The organism is Burkholderiales bacterium, from assembly GCA_035518095.1.
In the GTDB taxonomy this organism is placed as follows: domain Bacteria; phylum Pseudomonadota; class Gammaproteobacteria; order Burkholderiales; family JAHFRG01; genus JAHFRG01.
In genome coordinates this window covers 1-17,429 of record DATIXX010000002.1, presented here as the reverse complement: position 1 = coordinate 17,429, position 17,429 = coordinate 1, and the positions used below count along the sequence as shown (strand labels likewise).

The window sequence follows — 17,429 nt, the reverse complement described above, 5'->3', positions numbered from 1 at the left end:
ATATAGGACCTTTGGGCACCATATCCACGGTGACACCGTCGCCGGTCAATCCCAGTCATATTTTTATAGATCGTGTATATTGAGTTCAAGGAATCGTGCGACAAAAGAAACAATGATGACACATACGGTCAGAGTGATGCTTATCCTTGTGAGCACAGCTGCATACTTCAGCTTGGCAATTTTAGGTTGGCGCGGGTTCGCAGCCTTCTTCTCCCATTCGGCGCTTATGACGCTCGCAGTTGCGACGGCCGTGCTCGCTGTCGCGGCGTGCCTCGCGGGTGGAAATCTGAGCCCCGGTGTTCGTGAGGATCGAGGCAACCGCTGGGTCATCGCGGCATTTGCGCTCATTGGTCTGTTGGCCGGCTATCTGCCGGCATACACGGACCGGAAAGGGTTGTTCACCATCGATGGCGATACGGTTCGCTGGCTTGGCCTCATTCTCTTCGCCGCCGGTGGTGCTCTGCGGCTCTGGCCGGTTTTCGTCCTGGGACATCGTTTCAGCGGGCTGGTCGCGATCCAGCCCGGGCACACGCTGGTCACCAGCGGTATATATGCGGTCATTCGCCATCCCAGCTACCTGGGATTGCTCGTCAGCGCGCTCGGATGGGCCCTGGCTTTTCGTGCGGGGGTCGGCGTGCTTCTCACGGCGCTGCTGATTCCGCCGCTCCTCGCGCGCATCCGCTCGGAAGAGACACTGCTGCGCACGCAGTTTGGCGGCGAGTATGATGCCTATCGCGCCCGGACGTCACGCTTGATTCCGGGCCTCTATTAGCGGTTAGGCCTGTGAAAAAACGGCATCAGCCTGGGCTCATCGCATAAAAGCACCGGTAGGAAATTCTGGCGAAAGTCTAGGTTAGCATCGGGAAGGGATTTGTTTACGTCTTTTGCGTAAGTTACGCGTAGAATTTAATGGCCGTGCGCTACAACCTGATTGAACCCAACGGCGCTGCCCCGCTGCGCGCCGAGCGTCGCCGTTTGATGTCCGGTGCCAGCGCGGGTGTACGCCTCGCGGGTCTATACGGAATCATCACATGCCTGCATTTGGTGGGCTGGGGCTTGTTTCTCCACTACTCGTCTCGCTATCCGGTGTTGATTGGGCTGGGCCTTGTCGCATACATGTTAGGGCTGCGTCATGCGTTTGATGCTGATCATATTGCTGCAATCGACGATACCGTGCGGTACATGTTGCAGAAAGGAAAACGGCCGGTAGGCGTTGGCTTCTTCTTCGCGTTGGGCCATTCGACCATCGTCTTTTTTCTCGCCGTAGCGCTGATGTTCGCCGCCCCTTCCGTTAAGCACGATCTGCCGGGATTGAAAAACCTTGGCGGCATTCTTGGCGCGAGCGTCTCCGGTATATTTTTGTTGCTAATAGGCGTTCTGAATCTGCTCCTGCTGCTCGATGTTCTGAAGGTTTGGCACAAAGCAAAGAGCGGCGAGCATAGCCAAGCGCACCTCGAAAAGTTTTTAATACAGCGCGGCCCAATCAAGGGACTGATCGGCGGGCGGCTGCAAAGACTCATTAACCACAGCTGGCAAATGTACCCGCTGGGCCTGCTGTTCGGCCTGGGGTTCGATACGGCTTCAGAGGTCGGTCTGCTGGCGATGACTGCCGGTGCTGCTGTAGGCAACATGCCGGCCGGAGCCGTTCTATCGCTACCGCTGTTGTTCGCGGCCGGCATGTCGCTGATGGACACGACAGACGCTGTGTTGATGTTGAAGGCCTACAGCTGGGCGTTCTTAAACCCCGTGCGCAAGATCTTTTACAATCTCACCATCACCGGACTGTCAATAGCGGTAGCGCTGATTATCGGCACCATGGAGTTGCTGCAGGTGTTTAGGACAGCGCTTGACATAAGGGGACCGTTCTTCGACTTCATCGGCGCGCTGGACTTCGAAGTGCTTGGCTTTATTGTCGTCGGCGTCTTGCTGGTGGTGTGGGGCAGCTCGGTGGCCATGTGGACCTTTGGCCGCATCGAGCAACGCGACCGACAACGCTCAACGCAGGTTCGCGAGCATGTTCCCGAGAGTGGCGTCAAGGTTTCGCACCAACATCCGCATTAGCGCCCGTAATACTCGTCTCGGACGATTGTGGAACCGTCGCACCGACGCGTAGACTTGCAAGGATGATCAATATCCAACATGCCGAAGTAGGATCGGTTTGTTTGGCGTGAGCGCATAAATTCTTGAACGATTCCCAGTACGTCCTATTGGGATGTAGCGCGTAGCCGAATCGCGGAGCAGGTTTCGGGTTGGGCGATTGGAACACCGCTTTTAAATGCGACGCTATTAACTCAGGACTTAGTACGAACCCCGATCTGGAAAAAATGGGCAGTGGTTTTTGTGTTCATTTTTTTTGCCAGAGTTACAATACGAAATAACATCGCTGTGCGTGTTCGTCACATTCTTGTAACAATGTGTAAGTATGCGGCGGCACAAACGGCGAAATAAGCAAGCAACAAGCTGGATCGGCTTGACGCTCAAGAGGAGGAAATGCATGGACGTGGAAAGACGCGTCGTGGCGGACCGGCGCACAGTGACTGTGCCGGGCGTGACGGGTTATGACCGCCGCAAGTGGAATCGCCGCGGGTTGCCGGGCGAAGCCCCGATGGTTGCATCGGGGGCACGGAAGGAGCCTGCAGAACCGCAAGCGTATGACCTGGACTTTACAGTTCCAAAACGAAAGCAATGATAGACACGTAGTAAACGAGCAAAATCTGTCTTACTGTAATTGCTTGGCGTGATCGGGATGGTGCAATCGCGAGATGACAGCGGGGTTGAATAAAGCAATGAATGCAAGGAGCGGCGGCTGGCGAATCGACATCGGCGCCAGCAGATTTAGCGCGACTGGCAGCAAGACGACGGTAAAAACTTTTTCCAGTCTTGGCTTTTTCGATCCTGGCTAAAACGCAATCATCCCGGGAAAGCGTGGCGCGCCCGTCTAGCGCCGAATTGATAAAACAACTCGAAAACGGGCCTTGCCGCTGATCATGCGGTCGTAAGCTTCCGAGGAGCGCTCCAGCGGGAGCGTTTCGTTTATGGACCGCAGGCCGGTGCCTGCGCCAAACGCGAGCGTATCCTGGGAATCGATCGACGTCCCGGAATACCAGCCCTTGATCGAGCGGCATCCCAATATCAGGACTAATGGCGATACTTGCATCGAGGTAGCCGCGCCGAGGATCAGCAGCGTGCCGTTGACCGCCAGGCCGCCTTGCACGGCGCTCATTACCTCGCCGCTGCTTGCCGTCGCCAGAATGACCTTGGCGCCGCCCAACTTGAGGAGTTTCGCCGCGGGGTCCCGAGCCCGACTGTCGATGTACATGGACGCGCCCAACTCGCGCGCGAGCGATTCCTAATCCTTGCCGCGCGCGATACCGACCGTGTGAAAGCTCATCTTCGCGGCGTATTTAATGCCGAAGTGGCCAAGCCCTCGCAAGCCGAGCACCGCGACAACGTCGCCCAGTGGCGCGCCGCTATTTCGCGGCGCGTTGAACGTGGTAATGCCGGCACACATCAGGGGAGCCGCCTCGGTAGCCGGAAGTTCGGCCGGCACCAGTGCGACCGCACTGGCGGGAGCGATCACGTACTCCGTGTAGCCGCCGTTCCAGCCGACGCCCACCCGCTGGCTTGGCTGCCACCATTCAATGCTTTGGCCCACGGCATCTATCACACCGGCCACCTCATTACCGGGCACCCGCGGGTACTGAATCCCCGGGGCAAATTCCTTCCTTAAAATATTTTTTTGGAGAGCTATTACTGTAAATGATTCCAAACCGAGCCTCAGCTGTGCTCTGAAAGTAGCGGCACGAAATCAATTATTAGCGGTTCGCGCCGAGCGAAAAGCGCTTGGTACTACGTATTCTGCGGGCGCTTCTTCTCATACGCCATTAACTCGGCGTGCATACCGGCGATGAATTCTGCGACGAGCCTCCCGGTATTTGCGTTAGGGGTCATCGGCGAAGTCAAGTGGGGCTGCGAATGCAATATTTCCTTGAGTAAATCTCTGGCATTAGTCCAGGCAGCATCGTCGCTCATAGTAGCCTCCAGTCATGAATAGATGTCAGTCGAGCAATTTAAATCCTAGCACGATTGACATGCGACCTACTGTTGTTTCAATTTCCCAATAACTGCGCGAGAAGTGTCCGCCAACTGACTATGGTGAAATGATCATTGCAGGACCAGCGATTTGATCGCGATAGGCGAACTCAATTGTTCGTAGAGGAAACAGATAAATTTCACACTTCGCAATACCTGCCTAAAAGGAGTATTGTTTGAGGTTACATTTCCGTAGCGCCAATTACCAATTTATAAAAGGAGAAAGCCGTGAAACCGGAACTTATGTATCTCACTTGGGCAACAACTCTCACCGCCGTGATATGGATCCCTTACATACTGGACCGGATTTTCGTGTGGGGCCTGCTCGACACTGTCGGTTATCCGGAAAATCCCAAACCGCAGACCCCGTGGGCGGCACGCATGAAAAAGGCGCACGCAAACGCTGTGGAAAATCTGGTCGTTTTCGCGGCCCTGGTGCTGGTCGCTCAAGATCTCGGCGTCAGCAATAATGCGACCGCGACAGCATGCGCAGTATATTTTTGGGCGCGGCTAGTTCATCTCGCAGCAGTCACAGGCCGCGTGCCGTGGGTCAGGACCGTCGCGTTTTTGGTGGGCTTCGGCGCGCAGATGACGTTAGCGTGGCAAATTCTTGTTTCATAATGGACCCGGTATGCAATAATTCATCGCTTTTGTCCAAATAAAGGTACTGAATTCGCGCTCGGTCTTCTGTTGCACAGGACAATCCGGCACGGAGCGACTTTCGAACAATCGTGTCTCGCAAAGCGGGGTATTTCGAATAGCAGGGTGTGACATCGCATCTAAGCCCGGGCGTGCAGGTTTACGTTGCAATTAATCTAGGCACCTGCTCCGTCCGGCAGTATCTGACTGTGCTCATTCAAAAAAGCCATTTACGAAGGAGGGCGCGAGCGCTAAGCTAATGCATCCATCGGTGGCACCAATTACTGATGATTCAAGCTAAGCGCTTTTTTGCAGCCTTACTGTGTTTGCTGTTCTTCGTTGCCGTTGCTGTTGCAGCGGCCGATGAGGTGAGCATACGTCGGTACGAGTTGCCTGATCACGGAAGTATTCAGCTCAGTGTCCCCGCGTTGTGGAAAGACAAAATACAGCAACCACCTGACCGTTCGCCTCCGACAATTACTTTCGAGCAGAAGGCCGGAGCACCGTTTGTGGTAGTGATATCGCCGATTTGGCCTTCGAAGCAGGACATACCTCTGACAGAAGAAGAGGGCATACGGCAGCTGGTCCTGCAAAGCGCGGACCTGGTAGAGACGCGGTCGGTCGAGAAAAAAATTGAGTTAAAAAAGCTGGAAGGCGCATCCGGCCCTGGATATTACTTTTCAGTAACAGATCGTGAGCCCGGTCCCGGTGAATACAGGTACCTGACGAAGGGAATGGTTCGCGTCAGCAAATTACTGGTGGGGTTTACTATTCTTACAAACGATGGTCAAGAACACATTGTCAAAAACGCGATTGCCATGGTTAAGAGCGCGGCGCACGTAGACAAATGAGCGATTTGAACCCGCTTTGCAGGCTGTGAGGGCGCGGTATCGACGCTGAGACAACTTAATCTTACTGACCGGGCCGCGCCTAGCGTGATTGTTTACGCCAACGGTGTCAGCGGCCGAAAATCGGAAAGAGCGAAAAAAAGTGCGCATCCGCTTTGCCAGGGCATTATGCAAGGTTTGCGCAGATAATCGCGCGCCGATCAGCCTTCTTCCAGAAGCAATACTTCCCCGCGGCTTGTTTCAACTCCGTCCCCGCTCCAGCGGCGGTAGCGCCCGGCGAATTGCTTGTCGGTGATAGTTAGCCCGCGTTCGCGCAGGTAACTTAGCACCAGGCGCAACGCGACTGGACGGTAGGTGCAAGCGTAGGCGAAGGTGGGTAGCAATTCCACCGGCCGGCAGGAGGCGACCGTTCCGCGCTTCATGCCGGCGCCGGTCCGCATTCCGAGCTGACCGAGGACCACAACAGTGCCGGCCAGCATATTGACTGCGGTAAAATCACCGCTGTTACCAGCCACCGCAATGAGGCCGCGCCGCATGCCGCTGCCAACTTCGTTGCCGGCGTTGCCATGGATGATGATCTCCCCGCCGCGAGGGCCAATGCTTTCACCGCGCAAGGCACTGCCAACCATATGACCGGCGTTGCCCTTCACTACGATTCGCCCGCCCGACATTTCTTCACCCACCCAATCTGCGGCGTTGCCTTCGACAAAAATTTCGCCGCCGCTCATGGCGGCACCAAGATGCATTCCCACGTTGCCCTCTATGACGATTTGGCCGTGCGTCATGCCGGCACCGATCATTTTTACGCGAAAGAGATCACCCACGACCCGCAACTCGCCGTCGGGTTGGCCTTCGGCGCGGAAAAAATCCCCGAGTGCGGCCTGCCGGTTGCCATATAGGACCTTGGCAGCCGCGACCTGCGCGGGCGTCATTCCTTGGAACCGTTGCGGGACAATAGTCTCCGCCTCGACAGGAACATCCGGTTGGGTGTGGAGGGTAAGCGTGAGGCTCATGTCATAACTTCGCGTGCATAGTCCATGCTGACGTATACAATTTGCGCCCTAAAGCAGGCTGCGCAGTTCGATTTTGTACTGCCCCAGGTTGCCGCCATAGTTGCCGGCGGAGATCGTCCTTATCCCCGGTTGCGCGGCCGCCTTGAGTCCGCGGCGCATGGCCTCGCGTACTGCATCGACGTCCAGGCCATCGATAACGATCTCGAGCACACACCCGATTTCAGGCGTAAGCTCGGTTGCCTTTGAAAGCGCGCGCAGCGTCGGACAATAAGCATCGTTGGTGGATGCTATCACCGACTTGTAGCGGGAGCCGACCTTGCTGCCGCTTCGCACCACACCGTCGGGAAACGGCAGGATCACGCCGGGTACCGTCCGCATGGCATTGACCGCCGCCTCCGCTGCGGCGAGTGTGGGCGGCATGTCTTCGCCAAGGAGCAGCAGATTGCCGCCGCCGACTGCGGGCTGAACGCCGAACCGTTCCTCCACCACGAATTCGCCGTCCATCACCGGCACGCGCCAGAAGCGGCGCCCGTCGAAATGCTTGGATAGCTGAAAACCGTCACCGAAATAGCGCAATAGTCCCCCGACGACCACCGTATTTTCGCTAGGCAGGGCGTTGAAGCAAGCGGTGGTGGGACAAGTCATGACGCACTGCCCGATGCGTTCGACCAGTCGCTTGCCCACGCCATCGGCGCTGGTGGCAAACAGCAGCACCGTCACACCCGGGCGCCCGTCCGGAGTTTCTCCGGCGGGCACCATGCGCTCGATGCCGGCTTCACATTTGCAACCGATTACCGAGGTGGCGAAGCCGGTCATGGTGCGCGCCGCCGCGGCCGCCCATTTTTCGTTCTCGGCAGTGATGAGCACCCGTGCGCCCGACATGGCGAACGCCTCGGCAAAAGTGTCCACGACGGTAACGCCGTTGATCAGCATTTCCAGTTGCCGCGAGTGAGTGCTGCGCCAACGTTCCCGGGAGAGCACATGATCTTTATTTTTTGCCCGGTGCAGTCGCAGTTGAACGCCGCATCAGGGTCGGAATGACTTCGTGGGGCCCTAGGTAGCTGTCGTCCACTGCATAGTTGTTGAAGCGGATCGAATAATAATCTTCGAAGAACGGGCGGATCACCTCCACAATTTTCGGATCGTATTCTGGAGACACATGCAGCATCCGCCCCTGATGATCCGCGCGGAATTCGTGGTCCTCAATAATCATCTGCCCGTCCTTAATGACATGGCGCGGCGCGCCGAACATGCGCTCCTTGTCTTTGTCTTCGTCGTAAATTGTTATGTCGGCATCCGCACCGGGGCCGAGATGCCCTTTGTTCGTTAGGCCCAGCAATCGTGCCGGGCCCGCGCGGGTGACGATAGCGATTTCCTGAAGCGTGTACTCGCGGTCCAAACCGTCGGCGAGCGCCGTCTGTTTCAGCGCCTTTTGATTAATCTTGCTCATCTGCTCCTTGCGGAATTCGCGATCCATCAGCAAGCGGATGAGCCGCGGATAGCTCATAAACGAGCCGCCGTTGGGGTGGTCGGTGGAGAACACCATGCGCCAGGGATCTTTCGAGAGCAGGAATAATTCAAGCCCGATTGCCCATTGCAGGGCGTGGGTATACACCTTGTCCTGGTAGGCGAACGGAAGGATGCCGCACCCGGACTCATGCTCGGTGTCGGAATTCACCCATTTGCCGCCAACAAAGCGCGACAACATGTACGCGAGCGGCGCATCCGCAGTCATGATCGTCGACTTGCCGAACATGACCTGGCCGACGTCGGCACTGATGTTCGGGTGCGCGTTGATGTAATCCGCGATGACCTTGGCGCGCGACGTCGGGTTGTGGCTGGCCTTGCCGGGCACTTCCCCGTAGCTGTGAAACTGGATATGCGCGATGTGGGCGCGGTGGCCTTCGGCAATGCGCATGGTCTCCAGGGTGGTGGCGTAATTTCCGGAGTGGCCGAGGTTGTTACAGTGAATGTGTGCCGGGTGCGGTAATCCGAGCTCGTCCACCGCCTCGATCAATGCTCCGATTACTTGTTGCGGCGTAAGCTCGAACGCCTCTATCTTCTCGTCAAGCTTGGTGATGTTGGCGTTGCGCCGGCCCTTCCACGCTTCATCGCTCCCGGGATTGACGAGCTTGGCGGTATACGCCTTGGTCGCTGCGAGCCACCACGCGAGCGCGTTGCGGAAGTCTTCGCGCCGTCCCTGTTCCAGCAGCTTGTAGAGCAGCACGTTGTTGCCCATCACTATGTAGAAGCCCTTATCGATGACCGGCGTGTCATGGAATTCCTCGAGCGTGTGGCGGGCGCCGATGGGCGGCACTGCCGCCTCCATGGCGGTGGTGTAACCGAGCAGTGCGTAGCGGTAGCCGGTGGCGAAAGTGGACGGAACCGTGCCGCCGACACCGGAACGGGTGAACGCGGTGCGCGGATGCACGTCGTGCCGGTGGTCCTCCGGCTGCAGCTTGCGCGCGAGATTGACTTTGGGCCCGGCAATGTGGCAATGCATGTCCACACCGCCCGGCATGATCACCATCCCTTTGGCATCGATCCGCCTCGCCCCCGGCGGGACGTCCTTTACGATCTTGCCATTGGCGACATAGATGTCCTGAACTTTGCCATCGATGCCGTTCGCAGGATCATACACGCGACCGTTTGCGATGTGCAGCACGATGACTCCGGGATGTCTGACGCCGCTATGCGGCGCCCATGGCGGGAACGCGGTTCCCGCCGAGCAGTTCGCGCACACGCTCCTTGATGCGGGTCAGCACGTCCTCGTCGCTCGGGTAGGGCGAGGGCAAGGCCGGCCGCAGGGCAATGGCTACATCGTCCATCCGGTACACGGTACCGGGCACGCTGATGCCATAGGTCGCAGTCGTAATCGCCACCCGTGCAAGTTTGCCGGTGTGGGTAAGCTTGGGATCCAGCACAATCACCGGGATGCGTTTCAGGTGCTCGATTGCCGCGTTCGAGAAATTGGCACCCGGATCTGCGGCGATAATGAGCGCTGCATCCGTTTCGCCGCGCCCGAGCAAGTCGGCGCTCGTGAATTCGCCCGGGTTGAAACGCGGATATCCACGTCCCAGATTTACGCCAAAGGGAAAACCGGTCTGCCATGACACCACGTTGTCCGCACCGGTAACATTGCCATGGCCGCGCACCGGCTTGGCCACGAAATGAGTGTATTCGTTAAGATCGGTGGCGAGCGCAAGCAGCGCCCCGGAATTAAAATGCCGGCCCCGCGTCATGGTAAGCCCCATGCCGAAAAGCAGCGCCCCGAAGCGGCAGTTCTTCATGCGCTGCGCTAAATCTTCGAGCGTGGCGAGAGGCACACCGGTTACCTGCTCGATCGCGGGATCCACCCGCCGTCCCTTAACCAGCGCGCGCAGTGCCCACAGCACCTCGAAATCGCGCTGCGGTTTCACCTGCACGAAGATGTCCGCAACAGCTGCGCTCGGGCTGCGGCGCACGTCCACAAGAACCACGGTGCGGTCTTTCCTGCCTTGCGGGACGTACATTCCCTTGGCGGTCACGGTGTAACGCGTAAACAGACGCGGATGGGACTCTGCTGGATTGCCTCCCCAAAACACCAGGAGGTCGGCGCGGTTACGGATCTCGCCCAAGGTCGCCGTACTTTCTCCGACTCCCTCGAAAGCCATACCGGACGGACCGTGGCAGACCGAGGTTGTGGTATCCACATTGCTGCCGATCATATCGGCGATCGCTAGAGCCTGACGCTGCGCCTCACACGTCGTATCGGACAGTCCGTAGATCAACGGGAAGCGGGCGTTGACCAGAATTTGTGCGGAGGCCTCGATCGCCTCCTCCGTGCTCGCTTCGCGGCCTTCGATGAGCGCGTACGGGCGTTTTTCGTCGACTCCGTGCTCCTTAAACCACGCGCGCCCGAGCACGCAGGCGTTCTCCGCCTTGGTGATCTTGTGGGCGTCCACATCGACGGTAAGGTGCATGTCGTCGCACACACAACCGCAAAAAGTGCAGGTAGCGTCATTAATAATTCGGATGTTGTCGCTCATGATGTTGGTTCCTCCTGGCCTTACCCTGAGACCGGTTCGACCGTTACCTCGATGTGCTTGGATATCGGCATTCCGCTGCCGGCTGTGTCGCTCGCCATCAACCGGCTGGAAAGCGGGCCATAGGCGATGAACAGCAGTCCGGGTGGCAGGTCCTTGGTAGTTCTCCCCTTGCAACGCACGTCCACTTCACCGCTGGCGCTGCGCAGGCGCACCGCGTCGCCATCCTTGAGGCCGAGCCGCGCCATGTCCTCCGCGTTCATCTCCACAGTGGAAGAGACCTCAATGTATTCGGCTTCGAGCTTACCGGCACAGAGCGAAGTACCCTGCCGCGACGAGCGCCCGCCGATCAGTGTCATGGTTTCGGGCACGATCGCTTTCTCCTTTGTTTATCCATTCGAACATAGGCGAACCTGCACAGTCAAGAACCGTCGAGGCACTTAAGCATCTCGGCCACGCGCGTGAACTTCTCGCGCGGTTTGCCCTTGGACTGGCCGCGCGCCACTTCAGCCGCATCTATTTTGAGCCAGTCATCGAGGCTTACAACGCGCGTGCCGCGCGCCGCGAGCAGCGGCTTCAGCACTTCGGCGCCGCCTTTCGCCTCGGGCGCCAATCGGGAAAGGTCGGCAAGTAGCGACTTAACTGTGGCTATGCTGTCGGCCCGGTTGGTCCCGATGATCCCGGTCGGTCCGCGCTTGATCCAGCCCGCTGCATAAAGCCCTGGCATTACGGCGCCGCCGTCCACAATGCGTCCGTCCTGGGTCGGGAATACGCCCTTGCGCGCATCGAACGGAACACCCGGAATCGGCAACCCGGAATATCCAATACTGCGGAACAACAGTCCACATTGCAGCAAGTCGGTTTCACCGGTTTCGCGCGCCGCTTGCTGCAAGGGGGCACCTTCCAGTCGATTACGCGCTAGCACGACCTGTTCCATGTGCGCCGCGGCGCCCTTGATCGCAACCGGGCTTTTTAGGAAATGAAAAATTAAGCGGCGTGGCTTGCCGCTAGCGCCGCGGGCAGCGAACGCGCGAAATATTTCAACGTTCTTCGCACTCACGAAGTTACTCTTGACTTCAAGTTCGACGACACTTTCGGAATTGAGTTCCAGGTCCCGGGGATCGACGATGGCATCGCAGTTGGGCAGCTCTCCCAGTTCCTTTAGTTCCTTGTTGGTGAACTTGGCCTGGGCAACGCCGCGCCGCCCGATAACGTGTATCTCCCGTACGCGGCTTGTCGCTAAGGCATCTAAGGCATGCGCTGCGATATCCGTGGACTTGAGTTCATCGGCCGACTTAGCGAGAATGCGGCAGACGTCTGCTGCAACGTTTCCCTGACCAATGATGGCGACCACTTCAGCAGAAAGGTCGAAGCAGCGCTCCCGGTAATCCGGGTGCCCGTTATACCACGCGACGAACTCGGTGGCAGTATGGCTGCCCGCAAGATCCTCGCCGGGGATGCCAAGATGGCGATCCGTTTCCGCGCCGCACGCAAAAATAATACCGTGGTAGTGGGCGCGCAGCTCCTCTACCGTCACGTCGCGTCCCACCGTGACATTGCCGAGCAAGTTAAAGTGGGGCAGGCGCGCGATCACAGCGTACACCAGAATCGCTTCCTTGAGTTTGGGATGGTCCGGCGCCACGCCATAGCGCACCAATCCATAGGGCGCGGGCAGCCGCTCGATCATGTCAACGCGTACGGTCTTACCGCTCTTGAGCAAGGCCTCGGCGGCATAGAAGCCGCTTGGGCCGGCTCCAACGACAGCCACGCGAAGCGGGTTATTTGTGGTACCCGGCGCGTCCATGCCTGGCCCGGGTCAGAAACCGAGCGCCGTCTTGCGCTCCTCCGCCCCGGGCAGCGCATCCTGCTTCTCGCTTATCACCGGGAGCGCTTGAGAACGTTCGGCATTAATCTCAATCCAGTTGCGCTTATCCTCAGGGATGTCGTCATCGGCGAAAATGGCGTGCACCGGGCATATCGGAATGCAGGCGCTGCATTGGATGCACACCAGATTGTCGATATACAGCATGTCGTTATCAGCGTGGAAACAGGCCACCGGGCAGACGGTAACGCAGTCGGTGAAGCGACATCCTTTACAGTTATCGGTGACAATGGTGGTCATAATTTCTCCAAGTGAATTATAGGGAAAGGTTGGTCATAGTTTCTCAGCCCAGGCGATGCAGCCAGCGGCCGATCAGGCGCTCTACCTCGTCCGCCCGCAGCGGAAGCTTGTGGGTATCCGGCCAGATCAACGACGCATTTTCCTCGATGGTGCGGCGTATGCCTGCGACATCGCGACAACGTTCGGGAAAACTCCTGAGCGCTGCAAGGGCCGCGCCCAAAACCTGCTCGTGGGCATCCGGGTAGCGGTCGGTGATGCGCTGGGTATAATGCTTGGCGCTCAACTCGGCGCCTGCAACTCCCTCCGCTAGGTGCCGCAACGGGTCGTGCTTCAGCACCGAAGCCAGCTCCTTCGGGATGGCAATTTTCCGGCTCTGAGCCCACTCGAGAAACTCGCGCGGGTCTATCCGACGGTCCGGCACCGCTAGTGACAGATCTTCCGTACTGAACGGCTTCAAAAAACCGCCAATCATCGCATCAGCGACAAGTTCGACATATTGCTGAAGCGCCGCGATCAACGGGTCGGCGCCTCCAACGCTGTGCGAATCCTTAATCCAAGCAATTTCCGGTTCTATCGCCAATAGCAGGCAGATTGCCTCGTGCACCGTCCACAGCTTGCGATCGCACCACTTCGCATAAGTCGGTGCTGTCACCATGACTTGCTTCCCACTGGAACCGCCCCCAAAGGGCGCACGAAGTCCGCCTTATCCAGGCTTTCCAGGAAGCAGCGGAATTCCCCGATTCGATTCTGCCGGATGCGCCGCACGTTCAGTATCGATTTGCTCATTTGATAAGAAGCTTAGGTCTTTTCGTTTTTCTTCACATCTTCATTGCATTCAATAACTACCACCGCTCCGGGTCATTGGCCTCGCGAGAACAGCAATCAGAGGGTGGCCGTCCTACTAGGGTGTAACAAAAACACAAATCTCGATATGACATTCTACAGAAAATTTAATGCGCAGGAAGCTGCAGAATCAGGAAATTGATCTAGATCAAGTTCAGTCAACTTCATAATTTTGCAGACGGAAACTAATTTAATTTATGCTTTGCAGCACGGGCTCATGCGGGCTTCCGCCGAAATCAATTTGCGCAGCCGCACAGCAGTCGGGTGCCTGCCCGACTTTTACAAAAGCCATGGATTAAATAAGATGTGAACTGAGTACTCGAAGCGATCAAAACACGCTTTTTACGACGCCCCCGTCGACGCGAAGAGCAGCGCCCGTTGTTGCCGACGCGAGTGGGCTGGCGATGTAGGTCACCAGCCACGCCACCTCTTCAGGCGAAGCGAATCGCTTAATGAGCGATGTGGGCCGAACCTTCGTGAAAAATTCCTTTTCAAATTCCTCAAATGATTTCCCATCAGCCTTTGCAAGTGCATCGACGAACTCGCCAACTCCGCGCGATCTTGTCGGGCCAGGTAGGATGCTGTTGACAGTGATACCGGTACCCGCAACTGCTTCAGCAAGGCCGCGCGAGATCGCGAGTTGCGCGGTTTTGGTCATTCCATAGTGGATCATTTCGGACGGAATTTGAACCCCGCTCTCGCTGGATATAAAGATAATGCGGCCCCAATTGTGGCGCCTCATCGCGGGAAGATAAAGGCGCGCCAGGCGTACCCCGCTCAGGACATTGACGTTGAAGAGCTTCAGCCAGTCCGCGTCAGGAATTTCCTCAAACGGCTTTGGCTCGAAGATCCCGAGGCTGTTGACGAGGATTTCCACATCCGGATACCGCCGCGCGATCTCGTCTGCGACTGCAGCCAGACTCAGATCACCTGCAAATCCATATACCGTGCCGCCCGTGGCCGACTTCATTTTGGCTACGGTTTCATCTACAGAAGCTTGGTACCGGCCATTGACAATGACCCTAGCACCTTCGCGGGCGAGCGTTGTTGCGATCGCGTGTCCGATGCCAGCGGTGCTGCCACTGACCAACGCGAGTTTGTTTGTCAAATTCAGTTCCATGGTTTTCCCTCTGTTCAATAGGATCTCGCCCAGGTTTTATCTCAGAACGCCCGTCCGGTCGCGAACAAAAGGCAGAATGCGCGTTCTGCCTTCGGTAAACCGGCGCTGGAACCGACGTTCACCGGCGATAGCGCTCGGGGTTGCAGGTAAAATTGTACCCCTTTGCCGTGTCCCATCATGACGCGCGAGGGCCAATTCGCCCACCGGATCAAGACCTGAAGCAAGCGTAACGGGAATCGCGCAGAAACTCAGGTAAAAATTCACAAGTCCCAGCGTCCTTGTTGGCCGATGCACGAAAGCGTCCGCCGCAATTGATCAAAATGTGCAGGACAAAACGCTCAACTGGAGAAGTCTCGGCTCATATTATTTCTTCTGGAATTCGCCGTGGCCCTTGATCCACAGGGGTGCATTCTTCGTGAGCCATTCTCGAGCTACGGGATCGTTCTTCAAATAGACATCGAGAAAGGCGGTTGTGAAATTCTGAATGGCAGTTTGGCCCATCGCCTGGGTTGTCATCGACGGCTGCGGTCCTCGAACGCTAAAGCCGCCCGTGTCGCCGCTTTCAACGTGGCGACCACCACCCATGCCAAAGAAAGAATGGCTCCTGCCACGGCCAGTTTCTCCCGGCGGGCGGCCCTCGAAGGCATCCTGGTTGATTGCGCCGCCGGCCAAAGTCCGATGCGAGACATTCAACAGAATTAGCAGATATTTATCTCCGCCGGGCATGTATTTAAACGGCGCTTTGCGCATCGCGGGCGGCGTTACAAGTCCCAGAGGATCCTCATCAAGATCGCTGGTAACTGAAAGCACGGGCCCGCGGATGCCGCGGTAACGCTCGCTCAGTGCAACGCCAGAAAAGTCCGCGTACGGACTAAGCGCGATTACCGCACTGATTGGTATGGGAAAAGCTGGCGTTCCGGTATTGTCCACACTCTCACCGGCCATCACCATCGCGGTGTAGGCACCCAGGTCGTAGCCGGCGACTGCGCTGCGGGAAAGGTTTATACGATCCAGTGGCGGCTCTTTCCGGTTGTGGCGGCGGATCAGTTCAGCCAATGCGAGCCGCAAAGCTTGGATACGCGCCGCCATGACTTTTCCCGAATACCGCTCGCGAGCAAGATCGGAAAAGTTACCCGCGCGCGCTTCCTCCGACGACCACGCATCGGCGTCTCCAGCCAAGGGTTGAATAGATAAAACGGCGTAGCCGCCTTGTGCCCAGGCCTTACGCCAGGCATCACCCGCTGAACGCGTTTCACCCAGAGCCGGCAGATAAATCACCAATGGGAACGGTCCCGGCCCGTTCGGGACCATCAGGGCGACATCGAAACTGCTCTTCGGGCTTTCCCAGGTAGCATCTATCGTAGAGAAGGCGTAATGATTGTCGGTGAGATAACCTTCCTGTGCAAATCGTTTGACCTTGGCCTCATCCGGTTTGGGCGGCGGCGGTGAAGCACAGCCAGCAAGCAGTACCAGACTCAGCGTGGTCGCCGCGACCCCCTGCAAACCACCTACATGACTGAATTGCATGCGTTCCTTCGTCTTCAAACGGCTCTGCCTCAGCCCTGCATTATCTGAACAAACCGGGTTGCGATCCACTCCCGCAGAAACGGGAGTTGGGGAACTGCAAGCGCTGGCGCCTGGATGTTGAAATTTCGAGGGCAAACTCACCATTCGAATAATTGAACGACGGTGTTAAGGCTTGAATCCTGAACATTCCGTGACAAGCATCTTTATGGAAGCACGGGCAGGAGATTCGAGGTAGAAGAGCTGAGCTTAATGACTCAACACGGCGGTGGAAGTGTAGAATGTATAGCGCGTTATCAAAACGTTTAGCCGCTGGAATAGCTACCCTCCCGTCGTTACCTAAGCACAAATGAGACAGCTTGCTTTAGCTTTGGTTCTTGCTGCATTCAGCGCCAGCGCGACGGCGGGCTGGGAGCGGGTGGGCGGTAATAAAGAAGGCCGCGGATTTTATACCTACGTTGATCGTACCACCATCCGCAAGTCGGGCGGCAAGGTCAAAATGTGGGTATTGATCAACTATAAGTCCGCTCAAAAGGATCCGCCCGATTTGAAGTCATACTTGTCGTCAAAAGGACAAGTGGAATGCGACTGCAAAGGAGAGCATATTCGGACACTTGCCTTTTCGTTTTACTCGCGTCGTTCGGGGGACGGTGCAGTCGTTTACAACACCTCAGACCCGGACGAATGGCAACGCATCTCGGCCGATAGCATCGGGGAAACGTTGTGGAAGGTTGCCTGTGGCAACTAATCCCGATCCCAATGTCCGCTATTGACTTTATTTCGGTTCGGCGGAATCTGAGCCGAGAAGTTCTTCAGGCCGAGCAACAAGAGCATCCTGATTCGCACACGCGAATCAAGGTTGAGCGCCGGGCTTCATCATTTCCCCAAGTTGTCCAAGTGGAGTTCCACGTCATGACAATTCTTATGGATACTGCCGTCCTAATTTTTGGGATGCACTCGCGAAGGCGCACATTGCGACGCCGAGGACGTTTTGCAGACAGACTATGCGCAAATACCCTCTCGATAGTTTTGCTGGTACTTATGCCCTCGTTGTGCCTTGCATGGGGCGACGATGCGCATGTATACATCAATCAAGTCGCCGCACAGAAGATTCCTGTCAGCATGCCCAAGTTTCTGCGCGACGCGGCGGTCCGTCTGGCCTATCTCGGCCCGGAGCCGGATCGATGGAAAGACGAGACCGAG

Annotated in this window: 20 protein-coding genes; 6 read left to right on the top strand and 14 right to left on the bottom strand. The window is 57.3% G+C overall.

The genetic code is table 11. The features are described from left to right. Positions 1 to 115: 115 nt before the first annotated feature. The 3 genes from VLV32_00130 to VLV32_00120 all read left to right on the top strand — a co-directional run bounded on the left by VLV32_00130 (position 116) and on the right by VLV32_00120 (position 2,689). Positions 116 to 772 carry an isoprenylcysteine carboxylmethyltransferase family protein gene (locus VLV32_00130; protein ID HUL40307.1) on the top strand — a complete coding sequence of 219 codons (657 nt, stop codon included), beginning with the start codon at positions 116 to 118 and terminating at the stop codon, positions 770 to 772. A 137-nt stretch (positions 773 to 909) separates the two neighbouring features. Then, on the top strand, positions 910 to 2,061 hold the full coding sequence (locus tag VLV32_00125) for a HoxN/HupN/NixA family nickel/cobalt transporter (protein HUL40306.1): 1,152 nt from the start codon (positions 910 to 912) through the stop codon (positions 2,059 to 2,061). Between the two features lie 433 nt (positions 2,062 to 2,494). Beyond that, on the top strand, positions 2,495 to 2,689 hold the full coding sequence (locus tag VLV32_00120) for a hypothetical protein (protein HUL40305.1): 195 nt from the start codon (positions 2,495 to 2,497) through the stop codon (positions 2,687 to 2,689). A 249-nt stretch (positions 2,690 to 2,938) separates the two neighbouring features. On the opposite strand, the gene VLV32_00115 is transcribed toward VLV32_00120, so the two are convergent. From VLV32_00115 to VLV32_00105, 3 genes are all read right to left on the bottom strand, one after another. Continuing rightward, positions 2,939 to 3,331 carry a hypothetical protein gene (locus VLV32_00115; GenBank protein ID HUL40304.1) on the bottom strand — a complete coding sequence of 131 codons (393 nt, stop codon included), beginning with the start codon at positions 3,329 to 3,331 and terminating at the stop codon, positions 2,939 to 2,941. An 18-nt stretch (positions 3,332 to 3,349) separates the two neighbouring features. Beyond that, entirely contained in the window at positions 3,350 to 3,769 is a 420-nt protein-coding gene (locus VLV32_00110; GenBank protein HUL40303.1) for a hypothetical protein, read from the bottom strand. Positions 3,770 to 3,849: 80 nt separating this feature from the next. Then, a complete protein-coding gene (locus VLV32_00105; GenBank protein ID HUL40302.1) occupies positions 3,850 to 4,032 on the bottom strand; it encodes a hypothetical protein in 183 nt (60 codons plus the stop codon). A gap of 288 nt (positions 4,033 to 4,320) precedes the next feature. On the opposite strand from VLV32_00105, the gene VLV32_00100 reads away from it, so the two are divergent. Both VLV32_00100 and VLV32_00095 read left to right on the top strand, forming a co-directional pair. Further along, positions 4,321 to 4,713 (top strand): MAPEG family protein, encoded by a 393-nt coding sequence (locus tag VLV32_00100; GenBank protein ID HUL40301.1) that lies wholly within the window; start codon positions 4,321 to 4,323, stop codon positions 4,711 to 4,713. Positions 4,714 to 5,018: 305 nt separating this feature from the next. Continuing rightward, the gene (locus VLV32_00095; protein ID HUL40300.1) at positions 5,019 to 5,582 is read left to right on the top strand and encodes a hypothetical protein; all 564 of its coding nucleotides are present in this window, start codon (positions 5,019 to 5,021) and stop codon (positions 5,580 to 5,582) included. Between the two features lie 197 nt (positions 5,583 to 5,779). Here VLV32_00095 and VLV32_00090 read toward each other — a convergent pair whose 3' ends face one another. The 11 genes from VLV32_00090 to VLV32_00040 form a co-directional block, all read right to left on the bottom strand. Beyond that, complete coding sequence (locus tag VLV32_00090; GenBank protein HUL40299.1) at positions 5,780 to 6,592, bottom strand: formylmethanofuran dehydrogenase subunit C; 813 nt, start codon at positions 6,590 to 6,592, stop codon at positions 5,780 to 5,782. Between the two features lie 48 nt (positions 6,593 to 6,640). Continuing rightward, positions 6,641 to 7,525 carry a formylmethanofuran--tetrahydromethanopterin N-formyltransferase gene (fhcD, locus tag VLV32_00085; GenBank protein ID HUL40298.1) on the bottom strand — a complete coding sequence of 295 codons (885 nt, stop codon included), beginning with the start codon at positions 7,523 to 7,525 and terminating at the stop codon, positions 6,641 to 6,643. A gap of 55 nt (positions 7,526 to 7,580) precedes the next feature. Continuing rightward, positions 7,581 to 9,257, bottom strand: a complete 1,677-nt coding sequence (locus VLV32_00080; protein HUL40297.1) for a formylmethanofuran dehydrogenase subunit A — start codon at positions 9,255 to 9,257, stop codon at positions 7,581 to 7,583. Positions 9,258 to 9,282: 25 nt separating this feature from the next. Next, complete coding sequence (locus VLV32_00075; GenBank protein ID HUL40296.1) at positions 9,283 to 10,620, bottom strand: formylmethanofuran dehydrogenase subunit B; 1,338 nt, start codon at positions 10,618 to 10,620, stop codon at positions 9,283 to 9,285. A 20-nt stretch (positions 10,621 to 10,640) separates the two neighbouring features. After that, entirely contained in the window at positions 10,641 to 10,988 is a 348-nt protein-coding gene (locus VLV32_00070; protein ID HUL40295.1) for a molybdopterin dinucleotide binding domain-containing protein, read from the bottom strand. A gap of 50 nt (positions 10,989 to 11,038) precedes the next feature. Continuing rightward, positions 11,039 to 12,421 carry an FAD-dependent oxidoreductase gene (locus tag VLV32_00065; GenBank protein ID HUL40294.1) on the bottom strand — a complete coding sequence of 461 codons (1,383 nt, stop codon included), beginning with the start codon at positions 12,419 to 12,421 and terminating at the stop codon, positions 11,039 to 11,041. Positions 12,422 to 12,433: 12 nt separating this feature from the next. Next, complete coding sequence (locus tag VLV32_00060) at positions 12,434 to 12,739, bottom strand: ferredoxin family protein (GenBank protein HUL40293.1); 306 nt, start codon at positions 12,737 to 12,739, stop codon at positions 12,434 to 12,436. Positions 12,740 to 12,782: 43 nt separating this feature from the next. Beyond that, a complete protein-coding gene (locus VLV32_00055; GenBank protein HUL40292.1) occupies positions 12,783 to 13,394 on the bottom strand; it encodes a hypothetical protein in 612 nt (203 codons plus the stop codon). After that, positions 13,388 to 13,525 carry a hypothetical protein gene (locus VLV32_00050; protein HUL40291.1) on the bottom strand — a complete coding sequence of 46 codons (138 nt, stop codon included), beginning with the start codon at positions 13,523 to 13,525 and terminating at the stop codon, positions 13,388 to 13,390. Before VLV32_00050 ends, VLV32_00055 begins: the two co-directional genes overlap by 7 nt. Positions 13,526 to 13,910: 385 nt before the next feature. After that, positions 13,911 to 14,702, bottom strand: coding sequence for an SDR family oxidoreductase (locus tag VLV32_00045; protein ID HUL40290.1), 792 nt, complete (start codon positions 14,700 to 14,702; stop codon positions 13,911 to 13,913). Positions 14,703 to 15,065: 363 nt separating this feature from the next. Beyond that, entirely contained in the window at positions 15,066 to 16,229 is a 1,164-nt protein-coding gene (locus VLV32_00040) for a hypothetical protein (GenBank protein ID HUL40289.1), read from the bottom strand. A gap of 346 nt (positions 16,230 to 16,575) precedes the next feature. Between VLV32_00040 and VLV32_00035 the strand changes: the two genes are divergently transcribed. Further along, positions 16,576 to 16,974, top strand: a complete 399-nt coding sequence (locus VLV32_00035) for a surface-adhesin E family protein (protein HUL40288.1) — start codon at positions 16,576 to 16,578, stop codon at positions 16,972 to 16,974. Positions 16,975 to 17,429: the final 455 nt, after the last annotated feature.

Coding starts and splice junctions, on each gene's coding strand:
- VLV32_00130 (HUL40307.1), top strand. CDS start 116: ATGACACATACGGTCAGAGTGATGCTTATCCTTGTGAGCACAGCTGCA.
- VLV32_00125 (HUL40306.1), top strand. CDS start 910: ATGGCCGTGCGCTACAACCTGATTGAACCCAACGGCGCTGCCCCGCTG.
- VLV32_00120 (HUL40305.1), top strand. CDS start 2,495: ATGGACGTGGAAAGACGCGTCGTGGCGGACCGGCGCACAGTGACTGTG.
- VLV32_00105 (HUL40302.1), bottom strand. CDS start 4,032: ATGAGCGACGATGCTGCCTGGACTAATGCCAGAGATTTACTCAAGGAA.
- VLV32_00095 (HUL40300.1), top strand. CDS start 5,019: ATGATTCAAGCTAAGCGCTTTTTTGCAGCCTTACTGTGTTTGCTGTTC.
- VLV32_00090 (HUL40299.1), bottom strand. CDS start 6,592: ATGAGCCTCACGCTTACCCTCCACACCCAACCGGATGTTCCTGTCGAG.
- fhcD (HUL40298.1), bottom strand. CDS start 7,525: ATGCTGATCAACGGCGTTACCGTCGTGGACACTTTTGCCGAGGCGTTC.
- VLV32_00075 (HUL40296.1), bottom strand. CDS start 10,620: ATGAGCGACAACATCCGAATTATTAATGACGCTACCTGCACTTTTTGC.
- VLV32_00065 (HUL40294.1), bottom strand. CDS start 12,421: ATGGACGCGCCGGGTACCACAAATAACCCGCTTCGCGTGGCTGTCGTT.
- VLV32_00060 (HUL40293.1), bottom strand. CDS start 12,739: ATGACCACCATTGTCACCGATAACTGTAAAGGATGTCGCTTCACCGAC.
- VLV32_00055 (HUL40292.1), bottom strand. CDS start 13,394: ATGGTGACAGCACCGACTTATGCGAAGTGGTGCGATCGCAAGCTGTGG.
- VLV32_00050 (HUL40291.1), bottom strand. CDS start 13,525: ATGAGCAAATCGATACTGAACGTGCGGCGCATCCGGCAGAATCGAATC.
- VLV32_00045 (HUL40290.1), bottom strand. CDS start 14,702: ATGGAACTGAATTTGACAAACAAACTCGCGTTGGTCAGTGGCAGCACC.
- VLV32_00040 (HUL40289.1), bottom strand. CDS start 16,229: ATGCAATTCAGTCATGTAGGTGGTTTGCAGGGGGTCGCGGCGACCACG.
- VLV32_00035 (HUL40288.1), top strand. CDS start 16,576: ATGAGACAGCTTGCTTTAGCTTTGGTTCTTGCTGCATTCAGCGCCAGC.